The sequence below is a fragment of the Pseudomonas frederiksbergensis genome (assembly GCF_003732665.1).
Taxonomy (GTDB): Bacteria; Pseudomonadota; Gammaproteobacteria; order Pseudomonadales; family Pseudomonadaceae; genus Aquipseudomonas; species Aquipseudomonas frederiksbergensis_G.
Window position 1 is genome coordinate 228,404 of sequence record NZ_MOBP01000003.1, and the last position, 15,127, is coordinate 243,530.

General features: G+C 58.1%; 18 protein-coding genes. 8 read left to right on the plus strand and 10 right to left on the minus strand.

Features of this window, described 5'->3' with window-relative positions; all coding sequences use genetic code 11:
• Window positions 1–186: 186 nt before the first annotated feature.
• From BK665_RS05150 to BK665_RS05165, 4 genes are all read right to left on the minus strand, one after another.
• Window positions 187–486, minus strand: coding sequence for a DUF3077 domain-containing protein (locus BK665_RS05150; protein ID WP_123403493.1), 300 nt, complete (start codon window positions 484–486; stop codon window positions 187–189).
• Between the two features lie 590 nt (window positions 487–1,076).
• The gene (locus BK665_RS05155) at window positions 1,077–1,295 is read right to left on the minus strand and encodes a hypothetical protein (RefSeq protein WP_123403495.1); all 219 of its coding nucleotides are present in this window, start codon (window positions 1,293–1,295) and stop codon (window positions 1,077–1,079) included.
• A 62-nt stretch (window positions 1,296–1,357) separates the two neighbouring features.
• Window positions 1,358–1,876: a DUF2846 domain-containing protein gene (locus BK665_RS05160; protein WP_185076432.1), complete on the minus strand. Its 519-nt coding sequence runs from the start codon at window positions 1,874–1,876 to the stop codon at window positions 1,358–1,360.
• A 115-nt stretch (window positions 1,877–1,991) separates the two neighbouring features.
• Window positions 1,992–2,696 (minus strand): murein L,D-transpeptidase catalytic domain family protein, encoded by a 705-nt coding sequence (locus BK665_RS05165; protein ID WP_123403497.1) that lies wholly within the window; start codon window positions 2,694–2,696, stop codon window positions 1,992–1,994.
• Window positions 2,697–2,773: 77 nt separating this feature from the next.
• On the opposite strand from BK665_RS05165, the gene BK665_RS05170 reads away from it, so the two are divergent.
• Window positions 2,774–4,507, plus strand: coding sequence for a L,D-transpeptidase family protein (locus tag BK665_RS05170; RefSeq protein WP_123403499.1), 1,734 nt, complete (start codon window positions 2,774–2,776; stop codon window positions 4,505–4,507).
• A 127-nt stretch (window positions 4,508–4,634) separates the two neighbouring features.
• Here BK665_RS05170 and BK665_RS05175 read toward each other — a convergent pair whose 3' ends face one another.
• Entirely contained in the window at window positions 4,635–5,378 is a 744-nt protein-coding gene (locus BK665_RS05175; RefSeq protein ID WP_123403501.1) for an anti-sigma factor family protein, read from the minus strand.
• A complete protein-coding gene (locus BK665_RS05180; protein ID WP_123403503.1) occupies window positions 5,371–5,883 on the minus strand; it encodes a sigma-70 family RNA polymerase sigma factor in 513 nt (170 codons plus the stop codon). The genes BK665_RS05175 and BK665_RS05180 overlap by 8 nt, the downstream gene beginning before the upstream one ends.
• 154 nt (window positions 5,884–6,037) lie before the next feature.
• Here BK665_RS05180 and BK665_RS05185 point away from each other — a divergent pair, with 154 nt between their 5' ends.
• Together BK665_RS05185 and BK665_RS05190 are read left to right on the plus strand one after the other, a co-directional pair.
• Window positions 6,038–7,006 carry a metallophosphoesterase family protein gene (locus tag BK665_RS05185; protein ID WP_123403505.1) on the plus strand — a complete coding sequence of 323 codons (969 nt, stop codon included), beginning with the start codon at window positions 6,038–6,040 and terminating at the stop codon, window positions 7,004–7,006.
• A 14-nt stretch (window positions 7,007–7,020) separates the two neighbouring features.
• Window positions 7,021–7,329, plus strand: coding sequence for a cupredoxin domain-containing protein (locus BK665_RS05190; RefSeq protein ID WP_123403507.1), 309 nt, complete (start codon window positions 7,021–7,023; stop codon window positions 7,327–7,329).
• A gap of 128 nt (window positions 7,330–7,457) precedes the next feature.
• Here the strand turns inward: BK665_RS05190 and BK665_RS05200 are convergent, their stop codons facing one another.
• Window positions 7,458–7,943, minus strand: coding sequence for a hypothetical protein (locus tag BK665_RS05200; RefSeq protein WP_123403509.1), 486 nt, complete (start codon window positions 7,941–7,943; stop codon window positions 7,458–7,460).
• 147 nt (window positions 7,944–8,090) lie between these two features.
• Between BK665_RS05200 and BK665_RS05205 the strand changes: the two genes are divergently transcribed.
• Entirely contained in the window at window positions 8,091–8,756 is a 666-nt protein-coding gene (locus BK665_RS05205) for a ribonuclease T2 family protein (RefSeq protein ID WP_123403511.1), read from the plus strand.
• A 476-nt stretch (window positions 8,757–9,232) separates the two neighbouring features.
• Window positions 9,233–9,760, plus strand: coding sequence for a hypothetical protein (locus tag BK665_RS05215; RefSeq protein WP_123403514.1), 528 nt, complete (start codon window positions 9,233–9,235; stop codon window positions 9,758–9,760).
• A 21-nt stretch (window positions 9,761–9,781) separates the two neighbouring features.
• On the opposite strand, the gene BK665_RS05220 is transcribed toward BK665_RS05215, so the two are convergent.
• Window positions 9,782–10,633 (minus strand): LysR substrate-binding domain-containing protein, encoded by an 852-nt coding sequence (locus BK665_RS05220; protein ID WP_123403516.1) that lies wholly within the window; start codon window positions 10,631–10,633, stop codon window positions 9,782–9,784.
• Between the two features lie 108 nt (window positions 10,634–10,741).
• Here BK665_RS05220 and BK665_RS05225 point away from each other — a divergent pair, with 108 nt between their 5' ends.
• Window positions 10,742–11,446, plus strand: coding sequence for a haloacid dehalogenase type II (locus BK665_RS05225; protein ID WP_123403518.1), 705 nt, complete (start codon window positions 10,742–10,744; stop codon window positions 11,444–11,446).
• Between the two features lie 17 nt (window positions 11,447–11,463).
• A complete protein-coding gene (locus BK665_RS05230) occupies window positions 11,464–12,231 on the plus strand; it encodes an aldolase (RefSeq protein ID WP_123403520.1) in 768 nt (255 codons plus the stop codon).
• Between the two features lie 123 nt (window positions 12,232–12,354).
• Here the strand turns inward: BK665_RS05230 and BK665_RS05240 are convergent, their stop codons facing one another.
• A complete protein-coding gene (locus BK665_RS05240; protein WP_259699574.1) occupies window positions 12,355–13,008 on the minus strand; it encodes an HAD family hydrolase in 654 nt (217 codons plus the stop codon).
• A 144-nt stretch (window positions 13,009–13,152) separates the two neighbouring features.
• Here BK665_RS05240 and BK665_RS05245 point away from each other — a divergent pair, with 144 nt between their 5' ends.
• Window positions 13,153–14,721, plus strand: a complete 1,569-nt coding sequence (locus BK665_RS05245) for a sensor domain-containing diguanylate cyclase (protein ID WP_123403526.1) — start codon at window positions 13,153–13,155, stop codon at window positions 14,719–14,721.
• Between the two features lie 56 nt (window positions 14,722–14,777).
• Here BK665_RS05245 and BK665_RS05250 read toward each other — a convergent pair whose 3' ends face one another.
• Complete coding sequence (locus BK665_RS05250) at window positions 14,778–15,092, minus strand: hypothetical protein (RefSeq protein WP_123403528.1); 315 nt, start codon at window positions 15,090–15,092, stop codon at window positions 14,778–14,780.
• Between the last annotated feature and the right edge of the window lie 35 nt (window positions 15,093–15,127).

Genomic DNA, 15,127 nt, shown 5'->3' on the forward strand with positions numbered 1-15,127 from the left:
TATTCTATCTGCTCCACATGAATCGGAAGAAAATTTTAGAAACGAGAACAGGAAAAGGAGGAGTATCTTTTTTCACGTTGTTTTCAAGAGTCCGGTGGATCGTAGCTTCTGGCATAAGCAGTTTGCATTGCACGAATAGCATCGAACGCCCCGATTACTCGGGGCGAATATAAGAATGGTTCTTCGCTATTTAGCTGTTTTCTTTATCGAAAGATTAGGTCGCGGTGAAACGGCTTTCATCACATCATCAATGATTGCCTTACCCATCGCCGTCAGATAGTGCGCGGCCCACGCGTGACGGTCGGTGTCTCTCTCGAACGCGGCGTCCTGCGCAAGCGCCTTGGCCAAGGACAGCAAGTCTGACGCTTTTAACAATGCTTCGCTGACCGGTACATCCGCACTGACGTGGAACATTGCCCGTTCTGAATCTGGGCAGTAAATGCAGGGGGTAAAGCCGAGGGTTTTAATTTCTGTGGGATCGGTCATATGTCTCCTCCGGTGCGGGCGAGGCAGCAGGAGAGGTCTAGCGAAGGGGCATCACGCGACACGGAATTACGTTGAAGGGTAAGGCTGAGTTGATACGGATTTGCGCTGTGCATTGTCGAACTCCTTGACATAAGGAGCTGCCACTTTCGTTTCCAAGCGAATGGGTGGCAGCTATGCGCAGGTTGGAAAACCGGGAGTCAAGGAGACCGGCACGCCCGAAGGCGTCCCGCGCACAGCTGCCATAACACAAACTCGTAGGCGTAAAGCCGCCATGAATTGTGAAGAGAGCGCTGTTGCGTGACTCGACGGGTTTCCAAGCCCGGTCGCTGATGTGCAGCGACGTCGGGAGAGTATCCGTCGAAGATATGGCCAACAAGAAGCTTGCTAGCCCGAAAGCACGGTAAACGTACCCTCTTACGCAACTCTCGGATTTTGCCTACAACTTCATCGAGAGTCACTGGATATTCTGAAAGCGATCACCGCCATATCGTGTCGAGCACAATTTAGATTACCGGGCCCGGCTAATTGAAATAGAGCGCTTGCCGGTGATCACAAGCCCATCGAACACGTTATGTCCGTCACGTGCGGTTTTAGTTCGCGCCCAATTTAAACTTGATGTTGTCGGACGGCCACCAAGACCACGACGGCGGCGGGGTGTAGCAGCCTGGCTGGTTGGCCGGTGTGGCATCGCAACGGACGGTGTAGCCCTTGTTGTTGATTTCCCTTCCGCCTTCGCCGGTGCCGCGTTCACTGTATGAGGAGCAGCCACCGAGCAACGCGGTGGTCAAAAGGATCGTTATATATTTCATAAATGCCTCCATGCGTGGGCGTAGATAAATATGTCCTGGTTCTTCAGCGCTTTCTACAACTCTTAGGACTGTGTCGCGGGTACAAGTTGGCAAAACCGCATTCTAAGCTCGGCATCCAGTTGGGGCACTAGTGCCCAGCGAAAGAACAAATGCTCCCCGCTAAAGCGTCCATCCTTGACCACGCCAAGGGTACGGTTGTCAGTAGGGGCGGTGTTTCCGACTTCTGCCGCGATGAAGTAGACGTTGCCTTTTTTGACACTGATGTTGAAGCGATCGCCTAGAAAGTCTCCGCCCAGCGGTGGTGTGACCGCTTCAAAAAGATGAGTGCCTTCGGGCATTTGGAGTTTGATATAACCGCCAGAAGGCAGCTCTGCTACCGGTTGCTCATCGAGCTTTATCGACAGGTTTATAAAACGGTTGCCGTTGTCCGTTGGGCGGAATACATAGACCGTAGCGCTATCGGATCTGGCTTCCATGGGCCCCTTGTAATAGGGCTGGTTTTCCAGCGAAGGCCCACTTGAACAGCCTTGCAGCAAGGCCAAGGTTCCCATCAGGAAACTGAGCAACAACACGCGCAACATCAGAATTTCTCCGCTTACTGCCTTAGTTAGTAGGTTGTGCAGCAGCGCGGAGTATCGTTCTTTTACTTGATTCTGCCCACCGTCCGATCGTTCGGTACACTTCTGGCCCACCCACTCAACGCGTAGCCTTCACCCCACCCACATCCGCCATCGTCCCACTCCCACAATTAACAAACGAAGACGTCTTCAACCAGCGCTGATCCGGGTAATAAGAAAACAACAACTGCCCATCCTTCATCGAATCAATCAACCGATGCGCAATTGCCGGCCTTACCGCCGGGCATCCCAAGCTACGACCGATTCTTCCATTGATCTTCGCCAATTTGGGGCTGACATACGGTGCGCCGTGAATCACGATCGCCCGGTCAAACGCGTTGTCATTAAACCCAGGTTCCAACCCTTCCATGCGCAACGAGTATCCGTTTTGCCCGACATAACTGGACTGGGTGCGGTATAAGCCAAGGCTGGTGGCGAAGCTTTCGTTTTGGTTGGAGAAGTTGACGGCCATGTTTTCGCCGCTGTTGCGGCCGTGGGCGACGAGTTCGTGGAATAGCAGTTTGCGTTTCTTCAAATCGAACACCCACAGGCGTTGTTCGGTCGAAGGCAGGGAGTAATCGATGACGGCGAGCCTTTGCACAGGGGCCGTGCCTTGGGCGATGCTGCATTGCGTGGCGCGTACGGCCAGGCCAATGACTTTGGCGTTAGCACCGGGGGCCGCTTTGGCGAGGGCGGCGGCGAGCGAATCGGCGTAGGCTACGGGTAATGAGGTTACCGTCAGCAGCAGGGCCGAGCATAAAAAGCCAAAGCGGTTTAGCGCCATAGAGATGTCTCATTAAGTTATTTCGAGTTTAGCAGGGCAAACGACAAGTGCTGAACGCACGAGATTAAGGATTATCCATGAGGCAACTATCAAGGTTATTCGTCATAAGCCATGTCTTTTTTATGGGCTTTCTGATCAGCGGCACCGCCTTCGCTGAAACTTCGCCGATTGCGGAGGAAACTCCGTCGATCAGCATGATTGAAGCAATACCCGACGATAACGTCGCTCAGGAAATTCATTCGGTGCTGGAACCGATGATCTCGGCGTTCCCACCGCTGCAAACTCGCCCGCGCCATCAGCGTATCGACGTTAATCGCGTGGTCCTGGATTTCTATACCCATCGCCAGTTCCGCGCGGCCTGGACCAATCCGGATGATGTCACCCAGTTGTTGAAAAGCCTCAACGACACGCAAATCGATGGTCTGGAACCGACGGATTTTCGTGGTGATGCTCTGGCCATGGCCCAGGCGTCGATGCAGAACTCATCGCCGACCCCCGCCCAGCAAGCCGCCTTCGATCTTGCGGCTACCCGCACATACCTGACGGCATTGCTGCAATTGCGTCGGGGCAAGGTCGATCCGGCGCGGTTGGACATGCACTGGAATTTCGACATTACCGGCGCCGATCCCCGGGATGACGTGGAGAACTTCTTCACCGCGCTGGACACCCATGACGTCGCCCGCGCCTTTGCCCAGGCGCCACCGCAAGAGGCGGTGTATGTCGGTTTGCGTCAAGCCTTGGCGCAGTTGCGCGCCATTCGCGACCGGGGCGGTTGGCCGAAAGTGGCTGCCGGGGAGTCGCTCAAACCGGGGATGGATGGCCCTGCTGTGGCGCAGTTGCGTGCGCGTTTGGCGGCGGGTGGTTATCTGGATTCGAAGCACAGCAAGAACAATGATTACGACGATGCTGTAATCGCTGCTGTGAAGAAGTATCAAACCGAGCAATACCTGGGTGCGGACGGTGTGGCCGGGGCGACAACCCTTGCGGCATTGAACGTACCCGTGCAGGCGCGCATCGATCAGGTGCGGGTCAACATGGAGCGGGCCCGTTGGCTGCTTTATAAACTGCAGGGCACGTTCGTCATTGTCGATATCGCCGGTTACAAAGTGGCGCTGTATCGCGATGGCCTGCCGGTCTGGCGCTCGCGGGTGCAGGTGGGTAAACCGTTTCGCAGTACGCCGATCTTTCAGGCCGAGATTACCTACGTCACGTTCAACCCGACCTGGACCGTGCCGCCGACGATTCTGAAAGAAGATGTGTTGCCGAAAATCCTGAGCAACCCGAATTACCTCAGCGCCAACCGCATCCGTCCGCTGGATCGGGAAGGCAATTTGCTGGATCCATCGACCATCGACTGGAGCAACCCGCGAGGTATCACCTTGCGTCAGGACGCCGGGCCGGAAAACTCCCTGGGCCAGGTGGTCATCCGCTTCCCGAATGACTATGCGATTTACCTGCACGACACCCCGCACCGTGACCTGTTCGCGAAGAACGTCCGCGCCACCAGTTCGGGCTGTATCCGAGTGGAGAATCCGTTGCAGTTGGTGGAGTTGCTGTTTAACGACCCGGTGCGCTGGAACAGCGCCGGGATTCAGAAGCAACTGGCCAATGGCAAAACCGAAAACATTCGCCTGCCGGTGAAAGTGCCGGTGCTACTGGCGTATTGGACGGTGGACATGGGCAGTAATGGGCGGGTGGCGTTTAAACCGGATGTGTATGGTTACGATGATCCGGTTTTGAAGGCACTGAATCTGCCGACGAAGTTGCCGGCGCTGGATTTGCAGGCGGCGGTGGGGCAGGGCAGGCTCTGACTCCCTTGTAGGAGCTGCCGAAGGCTGCGATCTTTTGATCTTGATCTTTTCAATACCCATGAAGATTAAAAGCAAGATCAAAAGATCGCAGCCTTCGGCAGCTCCTACAGGGGCATGTTTGATTGCTTCAGGCGCCATTCCTGAGTAACTGCCCAAGCATCTCCAACTCACCTTTCTCCACATCCGAAACCATCACAAACCGCATGTGATTCTCTTCCCACGACACCACATTAAAACCTCGTATCGACCGCGTTTGCGGCGGTTTATCCGCGTCGCTTGTCGGCAGGATAAACACGTTGATGACGTGTTTCGCCCGCCCATACGTCAGCGCCGCCGTGGTCTGATGCTGCAGATAATCCAACCGCCCACCCAATAGCGGAAACCCCTGCGCCGCGTAATCGAACACCGGTGGCGAGAAGTCCAGTTTGCCGGTAAACCAGGGCTTGACCGTGTGGCGGTCAGACGACACCACATCGTTCAAATGTTCGCCCATCAACGATCGGACATGGCTTGAAACCGCTTCGTCGATCAACGGTTGTTCACTGCCCGGCGTCGCCACGAAAAGCACCACCGCCAAGGCCAGCGCAGCCGCTGAAAAGGCCGGGGCGAACCATTTTCTCCAGCGTTCGACCACACTGACTCTGGGCGCAACAGGGGGAAATACGCTGGCCATCAATGACGCCGGCGCCGCGTAATACGGTGCATGCCGCTTCACGCTGACCGCCAGCAACCGCGCTTCATCCAGCAACCGCGAGCACTCCCCACACCCGGCCAGATGCCCGGTCACAGTCGCCGTCATCGCTGGGTCGAGTTCCTTGTCCAGGTAGCCATGAATCAGCGTCTGGCAAGCCGTGCAGTCGAGGTCATTCATGGCTGTGCAACTTCAACAGTTCGAGTTTGAGCAGCGTCCGGGCGCGGGCCAGTCTCGACATGACGGTGCCGATAGGAATGTCGACCACCAGGGCGATGTCCTTGTAGGGCATGTCTTCGAGCTCCTTCAGAATAATGACCTCGCGAAACGCTGGCGGCAGGGCGCTCAGGGCTTGCTGCATCAGCAATCCGTTTTCGGTGTGAATGGCCAGCAGTTCCGGGGTTTGGCTGTGGCTCAGCACCGGGTCGTCGTCGGGGAGTTCGTCGCCGATAGCGACCCAACGATGCCCGGCCGCAGCCTTGAGCCAGGTGTAGCTTTCGTTACGCACGATGGTCAGGAACCAGGCCTTGGGGTTGCCGTCGGCGAAACGATGCAAAAACCGAAAGGCCCGCAGCGCACTTTCCTGCACGACATCGCGCGCGGCGCTGTCGTTGCCGGTGAGCCAGCGCGCGAGGTTGTAGCCCGCGTCCATGTGGGGCGCAAACAGTTCCTCAAATCGCTTCATAGTGTTTCCCGCACCGTCCCACCCCTATAACTGTGATGCGCGGTGTTTTATTCCCGGGAAAAAATATATTTTTCGACGCGGAATAAAGATTCGTCCTACCCGGTTGTATCTCCTGTCAGCTACATCACTGTAGTCCGCCAGCGAGGGCATACCGATGGACATTCAAGCAAAACATCAACGCCGCACCGACGGTTCACTGAGCGTCGACCGCCGAACGCTGCTCAAGTGTTCGGCATGGGCCGGGGCCGGCGTGCTCTGGGCTCTGAGCGGCGGCATTCCCCGGGCGTTCGCGCTGGACAGTTCCGGCAACGTCAGCGACCCCAAGGCCTTGGCCAGCACCTTCCATTTTGTGCAGATCAGCGACTCGCACATCGGCTTCAACAAGGAGGCCAACCCGGAGCCGGTGAAGACCTTACAGGTGGCCATCGACAAGGTTATCGCCCTGCCAAAACGGCCATCGCTGATCCTGCACACCGGCGACATCACCCACCTTTCCAAAGCCGAAGAGTTCGACACCGCCGCGCAATTGCTCAAGGGCTTGCCGTCGACGATTCATTACGTGCCCGGCGAGCACGACACCCTCGACGAGGGCGGCGGCAAGCTCTACCTGGAGCGCTACGGCAAGGGCACCAAAGGCAACGGCTGGTACAGCTTCGATGACCACGGCGTGCATTTCATTGCGCTGGTGAATGTCTTCAATTTCCAGGCCGGCCGGGAAGCTAATCTCGGCGCCGATCAACTGGCCTGGCTGGCGGACGACTTGCGCGCCGTGAGCACCAGCACGCCGATTGTGGTGTTCACCCATATTCCGTTGTGGACGATTTATCAGCCCTGGGGCTGGGGCACCGAGGATGGTGACCAGGCGATTGCCATGTTGCGCAAGTACGGCTCGGTGACGGTGTTGAACGGGCATATCCATCAGGTGATCCAGAAGGTCGAGGGCAACATCACCTTCCACACCGCCCGTGGCACGGCTTATCCACAACCCGCGCCGGGTGCGGCGCCATCGCCGGGGCCGATGACGGTGGCGGCGGATCAACTGCGCAATTACCTGGGGCTCACCGATGTGCGAGCGACCCAGGGCGATCATCCGTTGGCGCTGATCGATTCGACATTGGTTTAGGGGAGGGGGCTTTGATGAAAACGCGATTGTTGGCTGTGCTGTGCCTGATGCTGTCGATGCCGGTGTGGGCGCAGGAGGTGAAAATCGATATCAAGGAATTCATGTTCGGTCCCAAGGACATGACCGTGGCCGTGGGCACCAAAGTGACGTGGGTCAACGATGACCAGATCCCGCACACCGTGGCGGAAACCCACAAGGTGTTTCGCTCGGGGGCACTGGATACCAATGACACTTTTTCCTACGTGTTCAACACGCCGGGGGAGTTCGAGTATTTCTGCGCGCTGCATCCGCAGATGATCGGGAAGATTGTGGTGAGCCAATAAGCGGGAGCGCCCCTGATCCAATGTGGGAGCGGGCTTGCTCGCGAATGCGGGGTGCCAGTCAACAAATGTGTTGAATGTAACGCCGCATTCGCGAGCAAGCCCGCTCCCACAATGGGAAAGTGTTGGGTTTAGAGATCCAGCCCTTCCTGCACCACCGACAGCCAATTCACCTCGGTCAGCGCCACCGCATCCGGCTGTTGCCCGGATTGTTCGATGGACTGCAGCCACCACTGCGTTTCGCCGTGTTCGCTTACGGTGCGCAGCAACGGAATCTCCTTGCCCTTGAGCTGAATCTCGACCCGGCCTTCGCCATCGGCGGTGAAGCGCACGATGGGTACGAAGGTGATGCTGTGGTGGTTGCCTTCGATCACCAATTGGTCGATGGCGTATGCGTAGGTCGCGCCGTTCGGGTGGCGCTCGAACACATGGGTGGGGTTGCGTCGGATGCTCAGGCCCGCTTCGAGCAGCGGCTTGAGCCAGGCTTCGATCTGGTGATACATCCCGTACACTTGGCCCGGCCAACTGTCGATCGCCTGATCGCTGGCGGTGTTCGCGTCGACGTCGGTGTGCCGGGTTTCTCGCAGTTTTGCGGCGAGCTCGTCTGCCTTACTCATGTCGATTCCCTGTCCTGATGTAAGTGTGATCGTAGCTCTTTCAAGGTAATGCACGTTTTGCCCTGCGTCATGCGCTTGCAACACAAGCGTGACAAAAACATCCCCTGGCCGATATCCGGCCAGGCACTATCCCCAAGGAGTGGGTATATGAAAAAGCTTTACACAGCCATCGCAATTCTCGCGATCACCTTCGGCCACATCGGCCTGAGCAGCGCCCGGCAATCCCAGCAAGGCAAGGCCCCGGTCGAATCGGTGGCGGGGGTATTCGATTACTACCTGTTGACGCTGTCCTGGTCGCCAACCTTTTGCCTGACTCACAAAGATGACGCGCAATGTTCCGGCAAAGGCTATGGCTTTGTCCTGCATGGTCTTTGGCCGCAATACGCCAAGGGCGGCTGGCCGGAGTCGTGTCCGCCGATGGTGGCGCTTTCGCCTGCCGAACGCACCCAAGGGCTGACGTTGTTCCCGACCCCGAAGTTGCTTGAGCACGAATGGGCCAAGCACGGCACCTGCAGCGGTCTCGGCGCGAAGGGGTATCTGGATGCGGCGGACAAAGCGGTCGGCGCGGTGAAAATCCCGGAGCAACTGCAACCCTTGAGCGGCACGCACTACTTCCCGGCGAAGAAAATCGCCGAACTGTTTCGCGAGAACAACCCCGGGATTGCGGCGGACGGTATCGCGGTGGTCTGTAGTGGTCCCGAATTATCGGAAGTGCGGGTTTGCATGGGCAAGGACTTGGGGTTCGGCGCGTGCGGCAAAGGCGTGAAGACGTCGTGTCGTGACGGGGATATCCGGGTTCCGTCGTCGCGCTAAATTGCTCGGATAAAGCACTAAAACTGTGGGAGCGGGCTTGCTCGCGAAGGCGGTGTGTCAGGCAACAGCTTTGTTGGATGTGCTACTGCATTCGCGAGCAAGCCCGCTCCCACAGGATTGTGGCGGTCGGCCCGTGAACCCGGCATTTGATCAAATCCGCCATATCCCTCATCCTTGCGCGCTTCAAAGGATTGCCAGAAAAGCCTGCAAGGAGCTTTAGCCACTGCTCCATTCACCGGGCTGTTGCGGATGCCGGTCAACTTCACCGACAAACTGAAACTGGTGAACGCGACAACCGGCGAGCGATGGAGTCGCTGACTTTGGAGAAAAATGGCTGATTACGTGTGGGCCTTCTATTAATGCCAATGTTGATGCTAACCATGCGAATGCTCCGCGCTTGTTTACTAGCAAAATTTCAGCCGGGAAGTCAGCCAGCGATTTGTTGTTTGAGTCGATAATGAAAGAGTTTTCCTGATATGAAGAAGTCGTTTGTTTTGTTGCTCATTCTTATTTGTTCTGGCTGCGCAAAGGACCCTGTCAAGCCGCCGGCCGACTTGAGGTACTTGTCGGTCGATAGAAACGATCTTTCTATTTATGATATTAGTTATGACTCGGACATTGATCTTCTTGATTTATTTGATCGCGGGGAAGGCGTAGGTTATGCGGCGGCAATGTTGGTGTGTGCATTGGGAGATGATCAAGAATTTTCGATAAAGCACAATATCCGACTTGCAGCCTATGGCTCGATCAGAGGTGGCGGACATACAAAAACAGATGGGACGTTTAGATACGTAACCAGCACCTTGTTGAGTGAGTACAGCAGCGATGGCGGACTGCGTAGAGACCTGACTTCCAATGAGTTAAAGGTGATCTTGGGTGACAAGGCAAGCATCCCCTGCAAAGTTCTCATCACCGCCTACGGCTATAAGCCTTACTACTCAAACACCCTGTACATCCCCACTACCGACCTCCTACGCGAAATCAACAAACCGAAATCCAACTGACAAAACCCGGAGGCGCGATCTTCACCCCCGCGCCTCCTCACTTAACGCCCCCTTCAAAAACTCCACCAACGCCCGCTGCATCCCGGTCAACGTGCCTTCACGACTCACCAGCGCCAATTCCGACGCCGGCAGTTCAGGCAAATCCGTACACACGGTATGCTCCGGCAACACCGCCGACTCCGGCAGCACCGATATCCCCAACCCCGAAGCCACCGCTGCTTGAATCCCGGTCAGGCTATGGCTGCCGAACGCCACACGCCAGGGCCGTTGGGCCACATCCAGCAATCGGGTGGCTCGCTGGCGATAGATGCAGCCCTGGGGAAACAGCGCCAACGGCAACACACCATTGGCCGAATCCACCCCGGCACCTTTCACCCACACCAGTACTTCCGGCCAGGACGCCCAGCACGGTCCGCTGTCGGGTTCGCGTTTGATCAGGGCGATGTCGATGTCGCCGGCATCGAGTTTCTGCTTGAGGTCGAGGCTCATGCCGCTGATGGTTTCCAGGCGCGCCTGGGGTTTAGCCTGGTTGAAGCCGGCGAGGAGCACGGCCATGCGTCGGGCGTCGAAGTCTTCCGGGACGCCGAGGCGCAGGATCTCCAGATCGACGTCGCTGGCCAGGGCCTGCACCGCTTCCGAGGACAGCGCCAGCAAACGTCGGGCATAACCGATCAGCCGTTCGCCGTGTTCGGTGACGCAGACGTTTTGCCCGGTGCGGTCGCGAATCAACAGCGGGTGGCCGATCAGCTCTTCCAGTTTGCGCAGTTGTTGGCTGACAGTGGACTGAGTACGGTGCACGCGCTCGGCGGCGCGGGTGAAACTACCTTCGTCGACCACGCAGACGAAGCTCTTGAGCAGTTCGAGGTCGAGCATGGCAGTCTCCTTGATATTCGATTTTCAACTGAGATAGCGGCATGGATTTAATTTCACACTATCACCAAGCACTCATAAGCTGAAGCTCTCATCTCAGAGGACAGGCTCATGACACTCCAGCACACCCCGCGCCCCGAATGGCTGACCTTCGATTGCTACGGCACCTTGATCCAATGGGATGAGGGCCTGAAAGCCGTGGCCGCCGAGATTTTGCAGGACAAGGGCGATCACTTGATCAATGTCGATCAGCTCATCGCGGTGTACGACCGCCACGAACATCAACTGGAGCAGACCCCGCCGCACCGCTCGTTTCGCCAATTGAGCACCCTCGGATTGCAACTCGCCCTGGAAGAGCTGGGCCTGAGGAGTCTTCCTGAAGACAGTCAGCGCCTGGCCGGGGCGATTCCACGGATGCCACCGTTTCCGGAGGTGATTGAGACCCTTGCGCGGCTGAAAGCCATGGGCTTCAAGTTGTGCATCGTGTCTAACACCGATGACGACATCATTGCCGGCAACGTCGCGCAACTCGGCGGGCACATCGACCGGGTGATCACCGCGCAACAGGCCGGCGCCTACAAGCCCAATCCACGGCTGTTTGACTACGCTCATGCGCAACTGGGCGTGGGGCGTGAGCAAGTGGTGCATATTTGCGCGAGCCCGATGCTCGACCACACCGCCGCCCGGGACATGCAGTTTCGTTGCGTCTGGATCGATCGCGGCACCGGTCGGCAATTGCTGCCGGACTATCGACCCGATGCGATCCTCAGCACCCTGGATCAAGTGGTGCCGCTGTTCACATCCCTTGGCTGGTAACTCACGGAGTCATCGCTATGGCACACACCCTTGCAGGCAGTTCCCGTCCGGCGCGTTATGCCGATCTGAATCTGGATGCGGAAGACGCCGTCATCGCCCGCGCGGAACTGGCGGCGTGTTTTCAACTGGCGGCGCTGCACGGTCTGGAGGAGGGCATCTGCAACCACTTCTCGGCCATGGTGCCGGGGCGCGATGACCTGTTTTTTGTAAATCCTTATGGCTATGCGTTTGCCGAGATCAGCGCCGAGCATCTGCTGGTCTGCGACTTTCAAGGCAATGTCGTGGACGGTGAAGGGCAACCGGAAGCAACGGCGTTCTACATCCATGCCCGGCTGCATAAGCAAATGCCAAGGGTGCGGGTGGCGTTCCACACCCACATGCCCAACGCCACCGCGCTGTGCCTGCTGCAAGGCCCGCCATTGTTGTGGCTGGGGCAAACGGCGTTGAAGTTTTACGGGCGCACGGCGGTGGATGAGGATTACAACGGTTTGGCCCTCGGTGAGTCGGAAGGCGACCGGATTGCCAGCGTGTTAGGGGATGCCGACATTCTGTTTCTGAAGAATCACGGCGTGATGGTGTGCGGGCCGACCATCGCCGAGACCTGGGACGATTTGTATTACCTGGAGCGTGCGGCGCAGGTGCAGTTGCTGGCGATGGCGACCCAGCGTGAACTCAAGCCTGTGCCCCATGACATTGCCCAGCGGGCTTATGAGCAGATGCGCCTCGGGGATGCGGAGAGTGCCCGGGCGCATTTGCGCAGTGCGATGCGGCGGTTGGCGCTTTAGATTTTCAGATTTTCAGCGACTGGGAGGGCTTCTTCGCGAGCAAGCCCGCTCCCACAGGGAATTTGTGAACGCCACAGGCCCCCTGTGGGAGCGGGCTTGCTCGCGAATGCGGTATCCCCAATCTCAGCCTGCTTGAACCGGCAACCCCAGCGCCACCAAATCCCCGCGCAATTGCGCCGCATTGAAGAACTGAATTCCGTGAAGTCCCACCCGCTGCGCCCCTTCAATATTCGGCAGGTGATCATCAATGAACACCGCCCGACTCATATCAACGTCATAACGTGACGCCAGCAGCTGGAAAATCTCCGGCGAAGGCTTGATCACGCCTTCGGCTCCCGACACCAGAATCCCTTCGAAACGCTGCAAGAACTCAAAACGCTCAAGGGCTATCGGGAAGGTTTCGGCGGACCAGTTGGTCAGCGCCAGTAGCCGGATGCCATTGGCGTGCAGTTCATCGAGGATGGCCACCGTGTCTTCAATGGCGCCGTCGAGCGTTTCTTCCCAGCGTTCGCGGTAGGCGCGGATCAATGCTTCCTGATCCGGATGCCGGGCGATGGCTTCCTCGATCGCTTCCTGCCAGCTCCGGCCCCGATCCTGTTGTTCGTTCCAGGCGGTGTGGCAGACCTCCGTCAGGAAGGTTTCCATCGCCTCGACGTCGTCACCGAACAATTTTTTGTAAAGGTTTCTGGGGTTCCAGCGGATAAGTACATTGCCGAGATCGAAAACGGCGGTATTGATGGCCACCGGGTGAGACTGAGCACTCATGTTTTCCTCCATGGGTAAACCTGCGGGACAGGTCCTGAGGCCTTTGATCCTAGCAGAGAAGGTTTTCCCATTGGCCCCGCACCACCCCGTAGACTAAGCTCACAAAATATAAGGGCTTTGGGCCTTTGCCCTCGCCGTGCCCTCCAGGAAACACCTTTGCCTATCCCCATTCACGACTCGCACCACGCCCCTGGCGCGCTTAAACGCTTGCCGCTGCTCAAGGCCGCGGCGTTTTTTATTGGGGCGGTGTGCCTGTGTCTGTGCGGTTTGCTGTATTTGCAACTGGAGCAATCGCGCCGTCATGACCTGGCCCTGGCCGAAGTGGCGTCATCGAACCTGACCCGGGCCATGGCGCAGCAGGCCGAAGATGCCTTCATGAAGGCCGATCTGGTGCTCACCAGCCTGGCGGACTGGATTCAGGTCGACGGTTACGAGGCGGCGCAGTTGCCACGTTTGCACAACACCTTCGTCCGGCGGGTGCAGGCCCTGCATCAGTTGCACGGGATTTTCCTCTTCGACAAACAGGGCCAGTGGGTCGTGACCTCGTTCCAGGATTTGCCCCGGGGCTCGGGGGTGATGGACCGTGAGTACTTTAAGTTCCACCAGCAAAACGTCTCGTCCCTGGCGCACATCGGCCCGGCGATTCGCAGCCGCGAGAACGGCGAATGGATCATTCCGGTGACCAAACGCGTCAACGACAAGGACGGCAATTTCCAGGGCGTGTTGCTGGCCGGGATCAAAATGGCGTACTTCGATCAGTTCTTCAAAAGCTTCAGCATTGATGAACATGGGGCGATGTTTTTGGCGCTCACCAACGGCACGTTGCTGGCGCGGCGGCCATTTGTGGAATCGCAGATTGGTACGTCCGTGGCCCAGGGCACGATTTTCCAGAAGCACTTGCCCAACGCCAATTCCGGCAATGCGATGATCGGCTCGGTGGTTGACGGCACGGTTCGTTTATACGGTTACCGACAGTTGGAGAGCTACCCGCTGGTGGTGTCGGCGGCCTCCTCGAAGGACGCGATTCTCAAGGATTGGTACGCCACGGCTTTTCAGTCCAGCGTCATCGTCGCGCTGGTGGTGCTTGGTGTGGGGCTGTTCGGTTGGGTGTTCATTCATCAGGTGCGCGACGGTGGGCGAATCGAAGCGGACCTGCGCGCCGCCCAGGAAGCCCTGGAGCTGATCGCGACCCACGACAGCCTGACCGGCCTGGCCAATCGGCGCTTGTTCGAACGGGCGCTGGACGTCGAGTTCGGTCGAGGCGCACGGCAAGCAAGCCCGTTGAGCCTGGTGATGCTCGATATCGATTTCTTCAAGCGTTACAACGACACCTACGGCCATGTGGCGGGGGATCATTGCCTGGCAGAAGTGGCGCGGGCACTGAAAAGTTGCTGCCACCGCAAGGCTGATCTGGCGGTGCGTTACGGCGGCGAAGAGTTCGCCGTGCTGCTGCCGGACACCGACATTCACGGCGCGTTGGTGATTGCCGAGCAGATTCGCCGCAGTGTCATGGACAAAAACATCACCCACAGCGGCTCGCCCACGGGCTACGTGACGGTCAGCCTGGGTTGCTATGCATTTGTGCCCACTGGCCGGGACAGCATCGAAGTGTTTATCCAGCGCGCGGACGCGGCCTTGTATCAGGCTAAACATTCAGGCCGAAACCGTTCGGCGGTGCTGTCGATGGAGGGTGGTGTCGAGGCACTGATGCGTTCGGATCGTTGATAGGGTGAACAGGCAGGCCTGATTCAATCGGCAAATCAGAAGCTGCCTTTGCGCGTTCAGCTGCCCGTGCCACCACCCGCGCCGCCCGTCCCGCCACCGGCCGCACCGGTGCCGCCACCTGCGCCAGAACCACTGGTGCCGCCATTACTGCCATTCACCCCCGAGCCGGAGCCCGATGAGTTCGTGCCGTTATTGCCTTCTTTTCCGCCTGACGGCGCGCCGGGCGTGCTGTTGGGTGGCAGGGTCGAACCGCTGACGCCGCCCGATTTGGTGCCGGTGGCGTCAGGACCGTCGTTGGCGGCATAGCTGGCGAAGGACGCGGTGCACAGCAAGCCTGCCAGCAGCAGCGAGGTGATTTTGCGCGTGATCATGGTACGTCTCCAGAATTGAGTCGTTACCTGATATT

Coding starts and splice junctions, on each gene's coding strand:
- BK665_RS05150 (WP_123403493.1), bottom strand. CDS start 486: ATGACCGATCCCACAGAAATTAAAACCCTCGGCTTTACCCCCTGCATT.
- BK665_RS05155 (WP_123403495.1), bottom strand. CDS start 1,295: ATGAAATATATAACGATCCTTTTGACCACCGCGTTGCTCGGTGGCTGC.
- BK665_RS05160 (WP_185076432.1), bottom strand. CDS start 1,876: ATGTTGCGCGTGTTGTTGCTCAGTTTCCTGATGGGAACCTTGGCCTTG.
- BK665_RS05165 (WP_123403497.1), bottom strand. CDS start 2,696: ATGGCGCTAAACCGCTTTGGCTTTTTATGCTCGGCCCTGCTGCTGACG.
- BK665_RS05170 (WP_123403499.1), top strand. CDS start 2,774: ATGAGGCAACTATCAAGGTTATTCGTCATAAGCCATGTCTTTTTTATG.
- BK665_RS05175 (WP_123403501.1), bottom strand. CDS start 5,378: ATGAATGACCTCGACTGCACGGCTTGCCAGACGCTGATTCATGGCTAC.
- BK665_RS05180 (WP_123403503.1), bottom strand. CDS start 5,883: ATGAAGCGATTTGAGGAACTGTTTGCGCCCCACATGGACGCGGGCTAC.
- BK665_RS05185 (WP_123403505.1), top strand. CDS start 6,038: ATGGACATTCAAGCAAAACATCAACGCCGCACCGACGGTTCACTGAGC.
- BK665_RS05190 (WP_123403507.1), top strand. CDS start 7,021: ATGAAAACGCGATTGTTGGCTGTGCTGTGCCTGATGCTGTCGATGCCG.
- BK665_RS05200 (WP_123403509.1), bottom strand. CDS start 7,943: ATGAGTAAGGCAGACGAGCTCGCCGCAAAACTGCGAGAAACCCGGCAC.
- BK665_RS05205 (WP_123403511.1), top strand. CDS start 8,091: ATGAAAAAGCTTTACACAGCCATCGCAATTCTCGCGATCACCTTCGGC.
- BK665_RS05215 (WP_123403514.1), top strand. CDS start 9,233: ATGAAGAAGTCGTTTGTTTTGTTGCTCATTCTTATTTGTTCTGGCTGC.
- BK665_RS05220 (WP_123403516.1), bottom strand. CDS start 10,633: ATGCTCGACCTCGAACTGCTCAAGAGCTTCGTCTGCGTGGTCGACGAA.
- BK665_RS05225 (WP_123403518.1), top strand. CDS start 10,742: ATGACACTCCAGCACACCCCGCGCCCCGAATGGCTGACCTTCGATTGC.
- BK665_RS05230 (WP_123403520.1), top strand. CDS start 11,464: ATGGCACACACCCTTGCAGGCAGTTCCCGTCCGGCGCGTTATGCCGAT.
- BK665_RS05240 (WP_259699574.1), bottom strand. CDS start 13,008: ATGGAGGAAAACATGAGTGCTCAGTCTCACCCGGTGGCCATCAATACC.
- BK665_RS05250 (WP_123403528.1), bottom strand. CDS start 15,092: ATGATCACGCGCAAAATCACCTCGCTGCTGCTGGCAGGCTTGCTGTGC.